This is a genomic window from Marinibacterium sp. SX1, from assembly GCF_050389775.1.
GTDB lineage: Bacteria > Pseudomonadota > Alphaproteobacteria > Rhodobacterales > Rhodobacteraceae > Marinibacterium.
In genome coordinates this window covers 1,398,495-1,416,511 of sequence record NZ_CP177144.1, presented here as the reverse complement: position 1 = coordinate 1,416,511, position 18,017 = coordinate 1,398,495, and the positions used below count along the sequence as shown (strand labels likewise).

Below are 18,017 nucleotides of genomic sequence, written 5' to 3'. Positions count from 1 at the left end.
ACCGGCCCCGGCGGTCATCGCGGGGCCGGGCGTCAGCTGGAGACGTAGCCCGCGACCACCTGCAACAGCTTGAAGGCCGTGGCGGCGTCGTTCTCGACCACGGCCAGGAATTCCTCTTCGCCGATCCGCAGGCAGACCAGCCCGGTCTCGGCCTGCATCGACAGCGCCCGGGGGACCTTGCGGATCAGGCCCAGCTCGCCGACCAGCGTGCCCGGCCCGACCTGGGTGATCAGCCGGTCGGCGCCGTCGTCCTGGGGCAGGTACAGGCCGGCCTCGCCCTCGATCACCATGTAGGCCCCGTCGGTCGGCTCGTCGCCCTTGCGGAAGATCACCTCGCCGGCCTCGGCCTCGAACCAGCGCGCACCGAAGGCCAGCAGGCGCAGCTGCTTGCGGTTCAGCCCCGAGAACAACGCGGTCTGTTCCAGCGCCCGCAGCTTGCGCGACAGGTCGGCGCTGGCCGCGCTGTCGGTCTCGGTCTCGTCGCGGGCCGCGTCCGAGATCAGCCGGCCCTGGCGGATCTCGTAGAACACGTCAAAGGCCTCGGGATCGTCGAACTTGTCGTTGACATAGACCAGCGTGCTGTCGGGCAGCAGCACCCGCAGGTTGCGAAAGATCGCCTGCTGGGTCTCGGCGTCGAAGCTGGCAAAGGCCTGTTCCAGGATCAACAGGTCGGGCCGCTTGATCGTGGCCCGGCTGAACGACAGCGGCTCGGCGAAATAGGCCGGCAGCCCCTGCCCGGCCAGCGCCACCGGCACGTCCAGGATCAGCTGCATGATGTCGCCCTTCAGGCCCAGCTCGATCAGCGTGTCGGTCACCACCTTGCGCAGCTCGTCGGCCTTGGCCCCCGACGCCTCGGAGATCTTGCCGAACAGCGCGTTTTCCAGGACGGTCACCCCCGGCGCGAACCGGTCGGGATCCAGCGGGGCAAAGAGGCCCGACAGCGATTGCTGCAGCGTCGCGGCATGGGTGTTGCGGATTTCCAGGATGCGTTCCTTGACCGCCTCGGGGAAGGCCGGGCCGATCTGTTCGGCCGGAATGCCGAAGGGCACGGTCAGCAACAGCGCCAGGTCGTCGGGTGACAGGTCCTCGGCCCGGCCATGGCCTTCGCGGTCGACCAGTTCCAGCGTGGCCTCGTAGGTCGCCGGGTCCAGCCCCAGCCGGCGGAACAGCGGATGGTCGGTGCCGTCGAGCCCGAAGATCTGGCGCAGCATTTCCAGCACGTCGCAGGTCAGCGCGACCAGCGGCTTGTCGAGCCCCAGAGCCCGCAGCTGGGCCAGGAACTCACCCTGTTCGGCCAGCGCCTCGCGGGTGACCGGCCGGCGCGGGGTGGCAAAGAGCAGGTTTTCGGCCACGGGCAAGGCCTGGTTGTAGAGCTCGGGCAGGAAGAAATAGGCATGCCGGCGCAGGCCGGCCGCGCGCACGGCCTCCTGGATCGCCGGGCGGATCTCGACCAGCTTGCGCGCCAGGTCGGGATGGGCGGCCTCGTCGAACCGCTGTTCCAGCCCGCGCCGGAACAGCGCCGTGCCCGAGCCCATGCCCTCGATCAGCTGGCCCCACCAGGCCCGCAGGGCGGCCTCGTCCTCGACCCCGGCCCGGGCGGGCAGCAGCCAGTCGGCGGCAAAGGGATCGGGCGAATTGCCGGCCTTGAGCGACTCGGCGGCGAAGGCCTCGTCAAAGCTGCCCTCGCGCGGGAAGGGCCGCAGGGGCATCATGACATTGTCGCCGAAGGTGCCCTGGAACAGCACCGGCCGCGACGACACCCGGCCGACGCGCCCGGCGATGACCGATTGATGCAGGGCCTGCAGGGCGGTGCCCCCGATGGCCACGGCCCCGGCCGAGGGCGTGACCTCGCGCACCAGCAGCTCCGACAGCGCCCGGCGGTCCTCGGCCGACGGCGCGGCAATGGCGATGACCGCCCCGCCGGGCATGGTGACGTCGATGTCGTCCAGCACGGCATTGCCATCGGCATCGCGGATAGTCACGTGATCCAGGGTGATGTCGCCGTTCAGCCGGGGCAGCGTCTCGGGCTCGCCTTCGAACAGCGCCTCGTCGATCATGCCCGGCGGGTCGAACCGCTCGATCAGGATTTCCCAGCGCACGGCCATGTCCTGGGTCTGGTTGTAATAGGCCAGCAGCTCCTTCCAGGGCGAGCTGAGGTCCTTGTAGGCTGCCAGGGCGGCGACCAGGGCGCCGATGGTCACGCTGCCCTGGATGACCAGGTAACCGCCGATCGAGAAGAAGAAGAACGGCGTGAGCTGGCCGATGAAGTTGTTGAGGAACTTCATGAAGAATTTCTTCTGGTAGATCTCGAAGCGGATCTCGTAGAGCCGGCCCAGCCGGTCGGTGATCATGGCCATGCGGTGACGCCAGCCGCCGTGGGTGCGGATCGCCGAGGCACCCGAGGCGCTTTCGCCGATCTCGCCGGCCAGGGCCCGGACCTGGACGATGCGCTTCTTGTTCAGCCGGTTGATCTGGCGCTGCAGCTTGGGGATCAGCCAGGCCTGCAGGGGGATCAGGGCCACGGCGGCCACGCCGAACCAGAAGCTCTGGGCGAAGAGGAAGAACAGGATCGTGGCCATCTGCCCGGCCTGCAGCACCGGCTGGGACAGCATGTCGCCCATCAGCCCGCCCATCGGTTCGCTTTCGGCGGTGATCATCGACACCAGTTCGCCCTGGCTGACCCGTTCGAAATAGGGCTGGGGAAAGCGCAGGATGCGGTGGATGAGCAGGTAGCGGAACCGGCGCAGCATGCGTTCCGACAGGATGCCCTTCATCGTGTTGATGCGCATCTTCAGCAGGCCGTGGCCCAGCACCGACAGCAGGAAGCCGCCGCACAGGATCATCAGGAACGGCACCTGCTCGATTTCCATGTCCAGCACGGGGATCGGCGTGACCGCCGCGCCGATGGCGTCGTTGATGATGCGCTTGGGCAGCTCCAGCGTGAGGTAGAGCAGCGGAAAGAGCATGGCGGTGACCACGACCAGCACCAGCTGGTCGCGTTTCGAATACTTCCAGATGAAGGAAAAGAGCGAGCGTTCTATGTCGGGAATCCGTCTCTGTCGGTCATGTCCGCTGCATCGGGCCGGCCGGAAAACCGGGCCTTCTGGAGCGCAAGACTATCAACGCGCGGGTGGCGAAATCAATGGGTTCTCAATGGTCTCTGCCGCGATTGCGTGCAAGGTGAGGGACATGTGCCCGACCGGCCGGCGCGGCCGATTGCGGAGGCTGGCGGAACACCATAAGGTGTCGGGCACGGCGACATGGGGAGGCAGCAAGCCTTGGGCGACGTGACCGGACAGATGCTGATCCTGCTTGTTCTTCTTCAGATCAAGCACATGTTTGCCGATTTCTACCTGCAGACACCCCGGATGCTGTCCGGGCGCGACAAGTACCTGCATTTCGGCCGGGCCGAACATGCCGGCGTGCATGCGCTGGGGTCGATCATCGTCTTCGTTCTCATGGGGGCTCCGGTCCTGTTCACCTTCTGGGTCGTCCTGGCCGAATGGGTGGTTCATTTTCACATCGATTGGGCCAAGGCCTGCTGGTCGGTGCGCAAGAAACATTCGCCGACCGAAGCCGGGTTCTGGCGCGCGGCGGGTACCGACCAGGCCCTGCACCAGATGACCTACCTGGCCATGGCCTGGGCCTGGTGCCTCTGCGTGGCCTGACCGCCCCGAATGACCGCCCGCCCGAATGACCGGTCCCGGGATGGGTTGCGAACCCATCCTACGACCATGGCGCCGGTCCCGTCACGACAGGCTCATGACCCGGTCACCGCCCGGCCCCGTCGCGCGGCAGGGCCGTGACCACCGCCCGGTCGGTGGCCACGCCACAGGCCAGCCCGCTTGCATCGCTGGCCGTGACAACCACCTCGTATTCGCCCGGCGCATCATAGGCATGGCGCAGGGCCATGCCCTCTCCCCCGGTGCCATCGCCGAAATCCCAGCGGATGTGCAGGCCCTGGCCCGCACCCGGCCCGTCCGGGTCGACCGCCCCTGTGGCATCAAGGACCAGCCCGTCATGTGCCCCGCCCACCCGGGTCTCGCGGTCGGGCCCGGCATCGACGACGGGCGGGGCATTGACCCGCACCTGCGCCGTGTCGGCGCCGGTGGCGCAGGATGACCCGCTGTCATCGGTCACGCTCAGCTGCACGCCGATCTCGCCCGGCACGTCAAAGCTGCGGCTGACCTGCCGGCCCTCCATCTGCACGCCGTCGCTGAAGGCCCAGGTCCAGCCCGTCAGCGCCCCGTCGGCATCGCCCGACAGCCCGGCATCGAAGGTCACGCTGTCGCCCGGACAGATCACCCGGTCCGGCCCGGCCATGGCCTGGGGCGCGCGGTTCACCCGCACGTAGCTCTGGGCGCTGCGCCGTCCGTTGGCCAGGCCGGTGGCATCGTCCAGCGTGACCACCACCGGGTACAGCCCCGGCCGGTCATAGCCATGCTCGGCCCGGCGGCCCTCGGCCCGCGTGCCATCGCCGAAATCCCAGCGCACGGCCGTCGAGGCATCGGCGCCGATCTCCCAGGGCAGGCTGTCGCCCGGGCAGATCACCGGGGGCACCGGCAGCCGGGCCAGCGGCGCGGGATTGACCAGGATCGGGCTGAGCGCCGCGACCACCGAATTGCCCACCCCGGCATCGTCGACGACAACCAGTTGCACGTCATAGGCCCCGGGCCGGTCATAGACATGGCTGACCTCGACGCCCTCGCCGACCTGGCCATCGCCGAAATCCCAGGCAAAGGCCGTGATCGCCCCGTCGGGATCGGCCGAGGCGCCGGCATCGAACACCACCTCCTGCTTCGCCGCGACAAGATCGGGCGCCCGGATCACCGGCCGGGGCGCGGCATTGACCACCACCCGGCGCGTGGTCTCGACCGTGGCACAGCCGGCATTGCCCCCGGTCAGGTCGGTGACCAGCGTGACCAGGTAGTCGCCCGGCATGTCGAAGACATGGGTAAAGGTCTCGCCCTCGCCCTCGGCCCCGTTGGACAGGGTCCAGCGATGGGCCGCAGGCGTCGCCCCGTCCAGCCCCTCCAGCCCGGCGCGAAAGCTGGCCGGCTGGCCTTCCGCGGCCCGGGCCTCGCCCTCGATCCGCTGGCGGGGGGCGGCAAAGACCCGGACCCGGGCGGTGTCGCTGTCCCGGGTGCTGCAACTGCCCTGGGCCGCGCCGGTCACGTCCAGGGTGACAAGGTAATCGCCCGGCTGGTCATAGACATGCACCGGCTCGGGCCCGCGCCCGGCCTGGCCATCGCCGAAATCCCAGGCAAAGGCGTCGACCGTGCCGTCCGCGTCACGGCTGGCGGTGCCATCGAACCGCACCAACTGGTTGGTGCAGACCGTGAGGTCCGGCCCGGCCTCGGCCCGGGGCCGGTCGCGCACCAGCGCGGCGATGCGGTCGGTCGCCACGGCCCGGGCCCCGCCGCGGCCGGTGTCGACGCGCAGGGTCACCGCGTAGATGCCAGGCGCGTCATAGGTCTTGGCCGGGGCGACGGCGTCCGACCGGGTGCCGTCGCCGAACTCCCAGGCATAGGTCAGCGGGCCGCCGCCGGGATCGTGGCTGCCCGAGGCATCAAAGATCACCGGCTCGCCGGAACAGACCGCCCGGTTGCCCCCGGCATCGGCCAATGGCCGGGCGTGGATGGTGACCGACGTGGTGTCGGCGGCCCGGCCATTGGCCAGCCCGGTGCCATCGTCGACCTGCAGCGTCACGGCGTATTCGCCCGGCGCGTCGTAGACATGGGTAACCTCGGCGCCATAGCCCGGCGGCGAGCCGTCGCCGAAATCCCAGGCATGGACCAGCGCATCCCCGTCGCGATCCAGCGAGGCCGATCCGTCGAGCGTGACGATCAGCCCGTCGGTCACGACATCCGGCCCGGCCTCGGCCACCGGCGCATGGTTGACCCGCACGGTCAGCCCGTCCGCCGCCTGCCCGTTGGCCACCCCGCTGTCATCGGTGACCTGCAGCCGCACCGCCCAATCGCCCGGCATGTCATAGGCCCGCTCCACGCGCATCGCCTCAAGCGGCGTGCCGATATCCTCGAAATCCCAGCGCCAGCCGGTGATCTGACCGTCGGGATCGAAACTTTGCGATCCGTCGAACACCACCGGCTCGCCCGGGGCCACGCGCCGGTCGGGCCCGGCCTGGGCCACCGGCGGCGCATTGACCGTCACCAGCATCTCGTCACGTGCCTCGGCCGGGTCGGCGGCGAAATCGTCGCGCACGGTCAGGCCCAGGCGATAAAGCCCCGGCGCATCCAGGGTCAGCGTCTGGTCGGCCCCTTCGGCAAACCGGTCGCCGGGCAGCTGCCAGTGATAGGCGGCAATCGCTCCGTCCGGGTCGACCGACCCGCGCGCCGAAACGGCAAGGGGCTCGCCCGGGGCCACCACCTGGTCCGGCCCGGCATCGGCAATCGGCGCAGCGTTGATCGTCACGCGCAGCCGGTCCCGGGCGATGTTCAGCGGTGCGCCACTGTCGTCGCGCACGGTCAGGGTCACGTCATAGACCCCGGGCCGGGCATAGGCATGGTCGACCACCCGGCCCTGCCCGGCCTGGCCATCGCCGAAATCCCAGGCCCAGTCGGCCACCTCCCCGTCCGGGTCGCTGGACCCGCTGCCGTCGAACCGCAGCTCCGACGCCGTGACCTGCCGGTCCGGCCCGGCCTCGGCGACCGGCGGGGCATCGACGACAATCGTCCGGGTCACGCTCTGCATGGCCGAGCCGGTGGCGCTGTCGTCGATCACCGTCAGCGTGACATCATAGCGCCCGGGCGCGTCCCAGGCATAGTCCACAATGCGGCCCTCGCCCGAGCGGCCATCGCCGAAATCCCAGATCCAGGACAGGATCGCCCCGTCGGGATCGGCCGAGGCCCCGGCATCGAGCCGCGTGATCTCGGAGACCGACAGGGCGCGCGGCGGGCCATCAAAGCGCGGTTCGGGCGGGGCGTTGACGGTCACCCGCAGGCTGTCGGACGAATGGTCATTGGCCACGCCGCTGTCATCGCGCACTTGCAAGGTGACAGTGTAGAGGCCCGGGGTGGCATAGGCATGGGTGACGGTCTGGCCCTCCAGCACGGAGCCATCGCCCATGTCCCAGGAATAGGTGGCGATATTGCCGTCGACGTCATAGCTGGCCGCGCCCGACAGGATGACCGGCTGGCCCGCGGCCCCGGCCTGGTCGGTGCCGGCCTCGGCCACGGGCGGGGCGTTGACCACGATGCGCCGGGTCTCGACGCCGACGTTGCAGGGGTGATCGCTGTCGTCCTCGACGCGCAGCACGGCGCGGTAGAGCCCGGGCGTGTCATATGTCTTTTGCGCTCGGGCGCCCGCCGCACCGCTGCCATCGCCAAAGGTCCAGGTCCAGCGCGTGATCGGGCTGTCGGAGGCCACCGAGCCGGTGCCGTCGAACGCCACCGGCTGGCCAGGAGCAACGATGACATCGCTCCCCGGCACGGCCACCGGTGCGTTGCGCAGGTGCACGGGCAGGTCCAGCGCCGCGCCCCGGCCGGGCCGGTCGCCGGGCTCCGTGATCTCGATCCGCGCGACATGGCGGCCCGGCCCGTCATAGCGATGCACGACCACCGGCGCGTCCGCCCCGTCGCCGTCGCCGAAATGCCAGGCAAAGGCCAGCGCCCCCCGCCCCTGCGAGGCCGAGGCATCGAAGGCCACCGAGCGGCAATCGGCCAGCGGCCGGGCCACGGCCCGCAGGACCGGGCGCATCGGGTCGGGCGCCTGGATCGGCGGCATGCGCAGGGGGATCACCCGGCCTCGGTCATCGAAAACGGCCAGGGTCACGTCATTGGGGGTCTCGAACCCGTCCAGCAAGGTGATGGCCAAGTCCGTCTCATCCGTCTCGACCACGTCCGACGCCCAGAAATCCTGCCCCGAGACGCGCACCGGCAGGTCGGCAAACCGCGTGGCCACGGTGATCGACCCGTTGGCCGCGTCAAAGCTTTGTACGGTGATCGCACCGTCGCCCGGCCCGTCGAAGGGCACCAGCGTGGCCGGCTGGCCGCGTGTCCAGCGCACGGTCGGCCGGAAGGATATCATCTCCAGCCCCTCCGGCGGGTGGTTGGCCGCACCGGCCAGGCTGACGGCCAGGGAAAAGCCGTTGCCATCGTCACCGCCCGCGCCCTGGGCATCGATGCGGAACCAGGCCCGGTCACCGATGATCTCGCCCTGCCCGGCCTGCACCGCCGCCAGGCCGACCCAGCGCCCGTCGGTGGCCGGGTCATTGCTCCAGCTCTCTTCGGCCAGCAGAACCCCCGGCCCGGTGACCGGCGTGACATCGGGCCGGGCGGGCACCCGGGCACCGTCCTCGACAGGCACCGGGCGGTCGGCCTCGGAATAGGCCCCTGCCCCGCCGAACAGCCGGAAAACCGTGCGGGACCCGGCCGTGCCGCCCGGGGCGAAATCCGAGCCGCCATGGACCTCGGGATCGTAGAGGCGCACGTGCAGCCGGTCAGCCATGTCGGCGGGCACCGAAAAGAACACCTGTTCGCGCAGGTCCACGTCACCTTCGCGCGACGGGGTGGCCGCGCCATAGACAACCATCAGCCCCGGCGTGTCCGCCTGGGCCCGGGCGACCGGCGGGACGGCCAGGGCGACCAGCCCGGCCAGCAGAAGCCACCGGCCGCGCGCCCCCGCGCCTGCCGCGATCCGTCCTGCCCCTGCCATGGCCCTGTCCTCCGCTTCCTCCCCGGCCCCGCCTTCCGGGATCTGGCATCCCGGCGCATGGCCTGCCCATCCCGCAAGCCGGCGCCCGCCCCAACCTTGTCGCAAGGCCAGGGCGCCAGGCAAGACAATTCCGGGTTGTATCGGCGGCTGTTGCGCCCGGGCCTGTGCGGGCCGATCCGGGCGCCGGCGCCCCGGGCCCGGCCGGGCTCAGCCCAGGACGGAAAAGCTCGAGTCGGTGTTGATCTTGCGCTTGCGGGAATAGAAACCGGTGTCGATGCTGCGCTGGATATAGGGCAGCAGGAATTGCATCGGCTGGCTGTCGTGGTCGTTGCCGGCCTCGCAATGGGCCACCAGCGCGGCCATCATCTTGCCCGCGATCGGCGCGTTCTTGAACTGGTTCCCCGAGGTGCCGCAGGCCATGTAGAAGCCCGGCAGGGCCGACCTGTCGTAGATCGGGATCCAGTCGGTCGAGGCATCATAAAGATCGACCACCCCGCGCATCTTGGACGGGATGCCCAGCGTCGGCACCCGCTGGGCATAGCGCATGGCCTGGGTTGTCCACTGGTCGGTGAAATCGCGGTTGTAATCGGTGTCGGAGGCCGCCCAGTCATGCGGATCGCATTCCGGGTCTTCCGAGCCGATCAGGATGTGGTTGCCATGTTCGGGCCGGACATAGACCGCGATGTCACTGTCGGACACGATCATGCCGTCGGTCTCGAAATCGAACCCCGGCGGGCTGGGCACATGGGTGACCTCCTGGCGCAGGGGTCGGGTGTGGATGGTCATGTCCTCGGTCACCCCGGCCAGCGCGTTGACATGGGCCGAGCCCGGCCCGGCCACGTTGATGACGATCGGTGCGTGGATCTCCTCGCCATCCGCCAGGCGCACGCCCGACACCCGCCCGTTGGCCGTCAGGATCGCGGCAACCTCGGCGCGCAGGCGGGTTTCGGCCCCGTGCAGGGCGGCGGCGGCCATGAGGTTCTGGGCCGACAGGGCCGGATCGGTGACGTAGCCGCCATTGGGCCAGTAGACCGCGCCGGACATGGTCCGGCCGTTGGGCTTGCCGAACTCCGGGTCATCGGCCCGCCGGGGCGGGGCGAAACTGTCGAGCGCGTAGATCGGCATGCGGGCGCGGACCTCGTCGGCCGAAAGATCCTCGAACGGGCAGCCCAGCTCGGCCGAAAAGGCCATGTGGCGGGCCAGCTGGCCATTGGCCTCTGCCTTCATCACCATGCAGCCGGTCTCGCGGAACTGGGCCAGGGGCACGTCCTTGCCCAGGCCCAGGTAATCGGCCCAGTCGCGCCAGTAATGATAGCCTTCCCAGGCGAATGCCGTGCCATCGAAGGTGGAATAATGCATGCGGATGATGGCGCAGGACCCGGCCGTCGACCCGTGGCCGGGCTGGGCATTGCGGTCCAGCGACAGGGTGCGGAACCCGGCCTTGGCCAGTTCAAAGGCGATGGCCGCGCCGATCACGCCGGTGCCGATGATGATCGCGTCGGGGGCGCCGGAGGGGGCAGGTGTCATGAGTGGGGTCTCCTCGATGGCCATGGGCCTGTGCCGCGATCCGCCGCGCGGCCTGGCCCGGTGCTCCGGGCGAGACCGCGGTGCGAGCCCAGAAAATTCGTCGAATTTTCTGGGCCGCGCATGGCGAACCGATGCGACGCTAGCCAGAGCGCCGGGCCCTGTCCAGCGCCGGACGGCCTCAGGGCGCCGGGATTTCGCCGGCGCGCAGCAACGCCTGTTCGCGGGGCAGCACGCGCCAGTCACGCCGGGTGACCCAGATATCGGAGACCGCACTCAGGCCCATCATGGCCCCGCGCGTGTTCTCGACCTGGGCCAGCTCGGCCAGGTAGGCATTGGCCCGGGCAATGGCCGCATCGGCGGCGTTGCCGCGGGTGGCGTCGCGCGTGGCCGGCGGGCAGTTCTCGACCCGGCCTTCCAGGTTCAGCGCCTCGGCATTGGCCGGCCGTTCGGTGGCAATGAGAAACAGCCGCTCGTCGCCCGCGACATAGCCCGCGCCCGGACAATCGGCACAGATCGTCAGGTCCTCGCCCACGGCCACTTCGGCAGTGATGCCCTCGACCGGGGCATAGGCCGCGTGGATGCAATACTGGCTGTCGATATGCACCCGGTTGACGTCGATCAGCCGGGCCGACAGGCCCCGGGCGCGGAAGTGCAGGCTGTCGCATTGCTTCAGGTCCCGTCCACCGTCGAAGGGCACGAAGGGCTGGCCCGCGACCATGTCCCAGGCAGAAAGGCATTCCTCGACGGGATCGACCACGGCCCCCGGCCGGGCCAGATCGGCCGCGCGAACCGGGCGCAGCGCGCCGCGCAGGTCCACCGGCCCCGCGCCCGGCGCGCTGCCGGCCAGCCCGCCCATCACCCGGGCCAGGGTCTCGGCCTTGCCGATGCGTTCCAGCAGGACAGCCAGGGCCGGGCCGGTGCCGGCCTGGGCGGCCTGTCCGTCCCAGGCCAGCCCGACGGCCTGGCCGCCGACCTGGGCCTGCGGGCCGAACCACAGCCGCCGGCCGTCGAACAGGGTTTCGACCTCATGGCCCGCATCCGTCAGGGCAAAGGCATAGCCCCCCGTGCCTGCGGGGCTGGCGGCCACGGCCGCGGCCAGGGCGCGGGCCACCGGATGGTCGGCGGCCAGCGCCCGGCCGGTGGCCAGGTCCCGCGGCGGGGCGATCTGCACGACCATGTCCAGCGGCCGGGCCACGACCTGGGCAAACCGCGCGGCCTCGGGCAGGGCCCCGGCCGGCGCACAGGGCGCGGCCCGCCGGGGCGCGCAATCCCCGGCCACGGCCACCAGCCGCGAGGCGGTGGCCCCGGCACGGGTGACCTGGGCATGGCCGATCACCGCCGTCTCGGGATCCATCGCATCGGCATAAAGCGCCAACAACGTGCCTTCGGCCAGACCATGGACCTGGCCCGCCAGCACCTGGCGCCCGCGCAGGGCATGGCGCTGGCCCGCCGGGCCGGCCACCCCGCCCAGCACGGGGGCATCGATCAGCCCGCCTTCCCAGCCCGGGGTCTGCAATCGGTCCGCCCCGGCCAGGGAACTGTCGTTCAGATCGGCCAGCACGGCCTGATAGAGCTGGCGAAAGCTGGCCGCCCCGCCCCGGTCCAGCCGGGCGGCCAGCCGGGCGGTGAACAGGCCATAGACTTCGGGCGCATCGCCGGGGCGGGCCATGTCGACCTCGCGGGCATATTCGTTGGATTGCGCGGCATAGAAGGCCAGGAACCCGCCCGGCAGATCCGCCGGGGCCGCCGGCGCGACGATCGCCCGTTCGGTCACCGCCGAGGGCGCGATATCAACGCCCAGCGCCACCGGATCGACATAGCGCAGGCCCGACAGGACCATCCGCGTGCCGGTGCCGGAATGGCAGGAATCCAGCACCAGCCAGACATCCGCCCCGCGCGCCCGGATGGCATCGACCGCCGCACCAAGCTCTTCGTCGACGATGGCATTGGGGATCACCCCGCTGCCCGGCGCGGCCCGGCCCACGTCGATGGGCAGAAAGACCTCGTCCTGGCCGTCGCTCTCGTCGCCGTCCAGGTCGGACTGGCGGGTGCCGTGGCCACTGAGATGGATATAGACGAAATCGCCCGGCCCGGCGATGCGCGCCTGGTCGGCCAGAGCACCGAGGATCGCCGCCCGGGTCGGCCGCGCCGCGCCGTCGACGCCATCTGCCAGCAAGGTCAGATCGGCTCCGCGCCGGCCCAGCACATCGGCCATCAGCCGCACGTCATTAGCCGGACCGCGCAGATCGGCCAACCCGCCGTCCAGCTCGTAATCCGACACGCCGACCAGCACCGCCCGCAGCTCGGCCTGCCCCGGCCCGGCCAGCGCCAGGCACAGAACGGCCAACAAGCCCCCCAGGATCCGCCCCGTCATCGTTCCCCCCATCGTTACCCCCGCCCGACTGGCACATGTCACGCCCGCAACCGGCGACCCGTTGCGCGCCGCCGCGTTCGGACCCGTTGGGTCGCCTTCGGGCGCAATCCGGTCGCCCGACGATCGCCCCGGGGCATGCGCCCCGGCAAGGTGACCCAAGGGCAAGAATAGCCGCCCGCCCCCACCGCACAACGGCAAAGACGCTTCCGGGCGGGCTTGCGGCTTGTTCCGCGCGCAGCTTGCTTGTTAACCTGTGCAAAGGTGTCGCGATTGTTGCCGAAAGGCTGTTTCCCATGATCCCCCGGACTTGCCTTGCCCCCTTCCTGTGTCTCGGCCTGGGCGCCGGGGCCGCGCTGGCCCAGGCCACCACGCCCACGGTCCCGCCCGAAGCGGCCCAGACCACCACGCGTGCCGCCCCGCCCGCTGCGGCGCCGGTCACCGCCGCGGCCCTGCTGGATCTGAACTACCTGGCCCAGACCGATCCGCCCGCCGCGCTGCCCGCGCTGGCCGCCACACTTGCCGCGCTGCAGGCCGCGCCCGATCCCGATGCCCGGCTGGTCTTTGACCTGCTCGCCCTGCAGGCCGAGCTGACCGCCGATCCCGCCGCCCGTGCCGCGCTGACGATGCAGATGGCCGCCCTGGCCCTGCGCAGCCCGGCGCTGGACGAGGACCCGGCGGCGCTCTTTGCCCGGGCCCGGGGGCTCTATGAGACCGCCGGCGACCTCGATGGCGCCCAGGTCGCGGCCGATGAGCGGCTGGCTGTCCTGCTCGACCGGGCCTATCCGCCGCAGGTCGTGGCCCAAGGGTTTCGCGACTTTGCCCGTATCTCCGAGACGCTGGGCGATCTCGACCTGGCCGAACGCGCCCGCGACCGGGCCGAGGCCGTTCTGGCTCCGACCGATACCAAGAGCGGCGTGCGGGGCGCGGCCGGAGAGTTCCACAGCATCGATGTCTATTATGCGACCGACCGTGCGCCCGAAGAGCACCCCGGCGACGCGCCGGCGCTGACCTATGGCGCCGGGCGGGGTGAGCTGGACCTGGGCGTGGCCCGGGTGACGGTGCCGGCCAGCCACGTGCCGGGCATGGTCGAAAGCCCGTCGATCTGGCGGCTCGAACTGCGGCCCGACCCGTCGCGCCACGTGGTGCTGCAGTCGGTCACCCGGATGGAGGATGCGGCCTTCTTCGACCGGCTGTCCGGCGAGTTCGACGGCGAAACCACCGAAGCCTTTGTCTTCATCCACGGCTATAACGTGACCTTCGACCAGGCCGCCCGGCGGGCCGCGCAGATGGCCTATGACATGAATTATCCCGCCGTGCCGATCCTCTATTCCTGGCCCTCGCGCGGATCGACCCTGGCCTATGTGGCCGACACCGCCGTGGTCCGGCTGAGCGGCAGGCGGCTGGCCGGGTTCCTCGAAGACCTCGCCGCCCGGTCGGGGGCCGAGACGATCCATATCGTGGCCCATTCCATGGGCAACCGGGCGCTGACCGATGCGCTGGAAATCCTGGCCCTGCAACACGGGGTGCAGGCCGGTGACGATCCGATGTTCGGCCAGGTGGTCTTTGCCGCGCCCGATGTCGATGCCGGGCTCTTCGCCCGCATGGCCCGGACGATCCGGCCGATCGCCCGGCGACTGACGCTTTATGCCTCGGAGCAGGATTGGGCGCTGGTGTCGTCGCGCAAGCTGCATGGCAATGCGCCCCGGGCCGGCCAGGGCGGAGCGGTCACGCTGGTGGACGAGAACATCGACAGCATCGACATGTCCGAACTGGGCGAGGACATGCTCGCCCACAGCTATTTCGCCGATGAAAGCTCGGCCCTGGCCGATATCGTCGCGCTGTTCTGGCGCGATGCGGCGCCCGACAGGCGCTGTGGCCTGGAACCGGCGCCGGGGACGGGCGCGGCCGGCGGGGCCTGGCTCTACCGCGAAGGCAGCTGCGAAACCGAGGGCATGATCGATGCCCTGTCGCACCTGCGCCGGGCGGGCATCGTCGATCCCGGGCGCATCCAGGGCATCCTGGCGGCGGTGGTCACCGACCAGGGCCTGCGCGCCCGGCTCGAACCGGCGCTGCTGCGCCTGTTTCAGCCCTGATCGGCGGGCGCTGCGGCCGGGGGTGTTTCCCCTGCCGGGGCCGGAATGGCCGGGGCTGGAATGGCCGGGGCTGGAGTAGCCGGAACCGTTCCCGGCGCGGCCGCTTTTTCCTCGGCTTTCCTCAGGGCCTCGAAGAATTCCTCGGCCTCCTGCCGGTTTTCCGCGCAGATCCCCCATTCGGTGCCGAAATCCACCCCGCAGAGCGGCTCGAACAGCAGGTAGCCCAGCACCAGCCAGACCACGCCCAACATCGCCACCCGCCGCCAGGGGTGGCTGCGGTAATCCAGCTTGAGCATCCAGCGGTCCATGTGGCTCAGCCCTTCGCCCTCGTGGGCGACCCGGAGATCGGCCAGCCCGGCCTGCAACCCGCGATAGCTTTCCCACATGGCGGCCAGGGCGATCAGCAGGTTGACCGTGTAGAAGGCAAAGACCACCGAGCGGGTCACGTAGTAGGACGCGTCGGGGTTAAAGTTCTCGGACAGGAAGGCCATGACCGTGGCAATGGCCGCATGGGTATAGACCAGCCGTTCCCAGATGGAATCGATGCGCCCCTGCAGGACCATGCAGACATGGAACAGCTCGCGGGTTTCGGCAGTGGTCTGGATGGGTCTGGTCATCGTAACGGGAACTCGGTCCGGGAACACTGCCTCCGGTTTATCCCGGCCGGCGCGTCTGGCAAACGGAAACCGTGCGCGCCGGGGGCCTGCGGCCCTGCCCGGCCCATCCGCCGGGCAAGGGGTCAGCTGCGCAGGGCCTCGGTGATCGATCCGCGGCGCATGGCCAGGGCGGGCACCAGGGCCAGCAGGCTGGCCAGGCCCATGAAAGCGGCCAGCACGTGCAGTTCGGGCCAGGCCAGCGGGGCCGAGATGGCGATATCCATCCGCCGCGACAGGAGGCGGCTGAAGATCCCGGCGGCCTGCCAGCCCAGCACCAGGCCCAGCATCCCGCCACAGGCCAGCAGCGTCGCGGCATAGGACCAGACCACGGCCAGCACGAACCGCCCCGGCGCGCCCAGCGCCCGCAGCAGGGCCAGCTGGCGGCGGAACAGGCGGATCAGGATCATCAGGCCCGTCAGCACGCTGGCCGCGACAAGCACCTGGCAGACCATGGCCATGGCCGACATGGCCTGGCGCACGTCGCCCATCACCCGGTACAGCTGGGCCAGGACGGCCCCGGGGAAGAAGGCCATCATCTCGGCATCACGGGTAAAGGCCTGGCGCAGGGCGTAATTGGCCCAAAGCGTCTCCGACCGCACGACAACCGCCGGCGTGCCCGGGAAATAGGCCGCATCGAAGGGCGGGCCGATGCGCGTGGCCGCGCCGGGGTCGGCCGGGTCGGGCGCATGGCCATTGGCCAGGCCGTGGACTTCCCAGACCGCTTCGATCGGCACGATCAACGCCCGGTCCCAGGGTGTGCCCGTGGGCGGCAGCCGGCCGACCACCTCGAACCCGGCGCCCGCATGGGCATGCAGGTTGTCGGCCTCGGTGGCCAGGTCGCCCATGCCATGGGTCGGCTCGAACCGCTCGCCAAGGCCGACGGGGGCCAGCGCCCCGGCCACGGCCTCGCCGCTGGTCTTGAAGATCCGGCCTTCGATCCGGCCCTCGCCCAGGTGATGCACGAAATCGGCCACCGTGCCCACGACCGGCGCCCCGGCAAAGCTGTCGCCAAAGCCCAGCGGCGCAGCCAGGGACACGCTGGGATGGCTGGCGATCTCGTCAAAGGCCGCGCCCGACAGCAGGCCGACATCGCTGGGCTGCAGGTAGACGGCGGCAAACAGCAGGGTCATTTCGCTGCCCGGCGCGCCGACGACCATGTCGAACTTGTCGGCCGCGGCGGCCGTGCCCGCCCGCAGGCCGCGTTCCTGGGCCAGCAGGGCAATGCCCAGGCCGACGGCCACGGCGATCAGCAGGACAAACAGCGCGTTGACCCCGCGAAACCGCCAGAGCATGGCCCGGACCAACGGCCAGGGCCGCAGCCCGCGCAGGACCACCACCCCGGTGACCAGGGCCGGCAGCAGCAGGGCCAGCAACCACAGGGCATCCTGGGTCCAGGGGCTCAGCCCGTCCCACAGATCGCTCATGCCGGGCCTCCCGGGGCGATCCGCCCGTCGGCAATGGTGATGACCCGATCCATCCGGGCCAGCAGCGCCGGATCGTGGCTGACGGCGACCAGCGTGCGCCCGCCCTCCGTGACCAGCCGGACCAGGTCGTCGATCAACGCGTCGGCCGCATCGCGGTGCAGGCTGGCCGTGGGTTCGTCGGCCAGCAGGATGCGCGCGTCATTGGCCAGGGCCCGGGCCACGCCCACCCTCTGGCGCTCGCCGCCCGAGTAGGTATCGACGCCGCGAGCGGGCTCGGCCAGGCCGAGCCGGTCGAGCAGGTCCCGGGCGCGGGCGGTGATGCCGGCCCGCGCGCCACGTGGCGCGAACAGCGCTGGCAGGGCAGCATTGTCGAGCCCCGACAGCTCTTCGAAGAGCAGGAAATCCTGGAACACCAGGCCCATGTGCCGCGCCCTGAACGCCCCGCGCCGGTCGGGCGAAAGCCCCATGATGTCGGTCCCGTCCCAGGCCACGCGCCCGCGCGCCCTGTCGATCAGCCCGGCCATGGCATGCAACAGCGTCGATTTCCCCGCCCCCGACGGCCCGCGGATGCCCAGGCTCTGGCCGGCGCCCAGCGTCAGGGCCTCGACCTCCAGGATCACCCGCCTGCCCCGGCCCGGCACCACCAGCCCGGCGATCTCCAGCCCTCCGGCCGGCCCGTTGCCGCCCGCATGCCCGATCCCCGGCCCGTTGCCGGACCCATGCCCAATCCCCGGCCCGGGTTCCGCCGCGCCCGTCCCGTCGTCAGGCATTGCGTTCGTACACCGCGTCTCCCAGCCGGACCCGGCTCAGGAAACCGGTCTCGGGGTCGCGGAACGTGCCCAGTTCCAGCACGCCGCGGGTCACGATCCGCACGTTGAACGGCACGACATCGACCATGCGCTTGGTATAGATCGCCAGGATGTCGGCCGGCCATTCAGCCTCGGTCTCGCAGAAGGGGCAGACCGACATGGGCATCTTGGTCAGCACGAAAAAGCTGCTTTCGGCCTTCAGCGGCGGGGCCATGTACCCGTCGACGGCCACGCGCCGGCCTTCCAGCGACAGGGCCAGGTCGGAAAAGCTGCGGTCCTTGTTGTAAAGCTCGCGCAGCTTGATCGGGTCATCGGCGGCGAGGGCCGGGCCGGTGGCGGCCAGGCTGGCCGATCCGGCCAGGAACATGCGGCGGTCGAGAAGCATGGGCATCTCCTTCATCTGGGGCCGAATCGGGCTGTCCCGCCCGTCGGAATGTAGAAGAGGGCCGACGGCGCGGCCC

Annotated in this window: 10 protein-coding genes; 2 read left to right on the top strand and 8 right to left on the bottom strand. The window is 70.7% G+C overall.

Going from position 1 to position 18,017, the window contains the following annotated elements; translation table 11 throughout:
- Nucleotides 1–32: 32 nt before the first annotated feature.
- Nucleotides 33–2,990 (bottom strand): cyclic nucleotide-binding domain-containing protein, encoded by a 2,958-nt coding sequence (locus ACK3BB_RS06250; protein ID WP_428928688.1) that lies wholly within the window; start codon nucleotides 2,988–2,990, stop codon nucleotides 33–35.
- A 309-nt stretch (nucleotides 2,991–3,299) separates the two neighbouring features.
- On the opposite strand from ACK3BB_RS06250, the gene ACK3BB_RS06245 reads away from it, so the two are divergent.
- Complete coding sequence (locus ACK3BB_RS06245; protein ID WP_428928687.1) at nucleotides 3,300–3,668, top strand: DUF3307 domain-containing protein; 369 nt, start codon at nucleotides 3,300–3,302, stop codon at nucleotides 3,666–3,668.
- A 103-nt stretch (nucleotides 3,669–3,771) separates the two neighbouring features.
- On the opposite strand, the gene ACK3BB_RS06240 is transcribed toward ACK3BB_RS06245, so the two are convergent.
- From ACK3BB_RS06240 to ACK3BB_RS06230, 3 genes are all read right to left on the bottom strand, one after another.
- Entirely contained in the window at nucleotides 3,772–8,673 is a 4,902-nt protein-coding gene (locus ACK3BB_RS06240) for a PKD domain-containing protein (RefSeq protein ID WP_428927862.1), read from the bottom strand.
- Between the two features lie 207 nt (nucleotides 8,674–8,880).
- Entirely contained in the window at nucleotides 8,881–10,200 is a 1,320-nt protein-coding gene (locus tag ACK3BB_RS06235) for an NAD(P)/FAD-dependent oxidoreductase (RefSeq protein ID WP_428927861.1), read from the bottom strand.
- Between the two features lie 178 nt (nucleotides 10,201–10,378).
- Nucleotides 10,379–12,574, bottom strand: a complete 2,196-nt coding sequence (locus ACK3BB_RS06230; RefSeq protein WP_428927860.1) for a caspase family protein — start codon at nucleotides 12,572–12,574, stop codon at nucleotides 10,379–10,381.
- Nucleotides 12,575–12,867: 293 nt separating this feature from the next.
- Here ACK3BB_RS06230 and ACK3BB_RS06225 point away from each other — a divergent pair, with 293 nt between their 5' ends.
- Nucleotides 12,868–14,667, top strand: coding sequence for an alpha/beta hydrolase (locus ACK3BB_RS06225; protein ID WP_428927859.1), 1,800 nt, complete (start codon nucleotides 12,868–12,870; stop codon nucleotides 14,665–14,667).
- On the opposite strand, the gene ACK3BB_RS06220 is transcribed toward ACK3BB_RS06225, so the two are convergent.
- From ACK3BB_RS06220 to ACK3BB_RS06205, 4 genes are all read right to left on the bottom strand, one after another.
- Nucleotides 14,658–15,284 carry a hypothetical protein gene (locus tag ACK3BB_RS06220; protein WP_428927858.1) on the bottom strand — a complete coding sequence of 209 codons (627 nt, stop codon included), beginning with the start codon at nucleotides 15,282–15,284 and terminating at the stop codon, nucleotides 14,658–14,660. The two genes, ACK3BB_RS06225 and ACK3BB_RS06220, sit on opposite strands and share 10 nt — an antisense overlap.
- A 122-nt stretch (nucleotides 15,285–15,406) precedes the next feature.
- Complete coding sequence (locus tag ACK3BB_RS06215; RefSeq protein WP_428927857.1) at nucleotides 15,407–16,747, bottom strand: ABC transporter permease; 1,341 nt, start codon at nucleotides 16,745–16,747, stop codon at nucleotides 15,407–15,409.
- Nucleotides 16,744–17,517, bottom strand: coding sequence for an ABC transporter ATP-binding protein (locus ACK3BB_RS06210; protein ID WP_428927856.1), 774 nt, complete (start codon nucleotides 17,515–17,517; stop codon nucleotides 16,744–16,746). The genes ACK3BB_RS06215 and ACK3BB_RS06210 overlap by 4 nt, the downstream gene beginning before the upstream one ends.
- The gene (locus ACK3BB_RS06205) at nucleotides 17,510–17,941 is read right to left on the bottom strand and encodes a hypothetical protein (protein WP_428927855.1); all 432 of its coding nucleotides are present in this window, start codon (nucleotides 17,939–17,941) and stop codon (nucleotides 17,510–17,512) included. The genes ACK3BB_RS06210 and ACK3BB_RS06205 overlap by 8 nt, the downstream gene beginning before the upstream one ends.
- Nucleotides 17,942–18,017 lie beyond the last annotated feature (76 nt).

Excerpts from the sequence above, each read along its gene's own strand:
- ACK3BB_RS06210 (WP_428927856.1), bottom strand. The coding sequence starts at position 17,517 with ATGCCTGACGACGGGACGGGCGCGGCGGAACCCGGGCCGGGGATTGGG.
- ACK3BB_RS06230 (WP_428927860.1), bottom strand. The coding sequence starts at position 12,574 with ATGACGGGGCGGATCCTGGGGGGCTTGTTGGCCGTTCTGTGCCTGGCG.
- ACK3BB_RS06240 (WP_428927862.1), bottom strand. The coding sequence starts at position 8,673 with ATGGCAGGGGCAGGACGGATCGCGGCAGGCGCGGGGGCGCGCGGCCGG.
- ACK3BB_RS06235 (WP_428927861.1), bottom strand. The coding sequence starts at position 10,200 with ATGACACCTGCCCCCTCCGGCGCCCCCGACGCGATCATCATCGGCACC.
- ACK3BB_RS06245 (WP_428928687.1), top strand. The coding sequence starts at position 3,300 with ATGCTGATCCTGCTTGTTCTTCTTCAGATCAAGCACATGTTTGCCGAT.
- ACK3BB_RS06220 (WP_428927858.1), bottom strand. The coding sequence starts at position 15,284 with ATGACCAGACCCATCCAGACCACTGCCGAAACCCGCGAGCTGTTCCAT.
- ACK3BB_RS06215 (WP_428927857.1), bottom strand. The coding sequence starts at position 16,747 with ATGAGCGATCTGTGGGACGGGCTGAGCCCCTGGACCCAGGATGCCCTG.
- ACK3BB_RS06225 (WP_428927859.1), top strand. The coding sequence starts at position 12,868 with ATGATCCCCCGGACTTGCCTTGCCCCCTTCCTGTGTCTCGGCCTGGGC.
- ACK3BB_RS06205 (WP_428927855.1), bottom strand. The coding sequence starts at position 17,941 with ATGCTTCTCGACCGCCGCATGTTCCTGGCCGGATCGGCCAGCCTGGCC.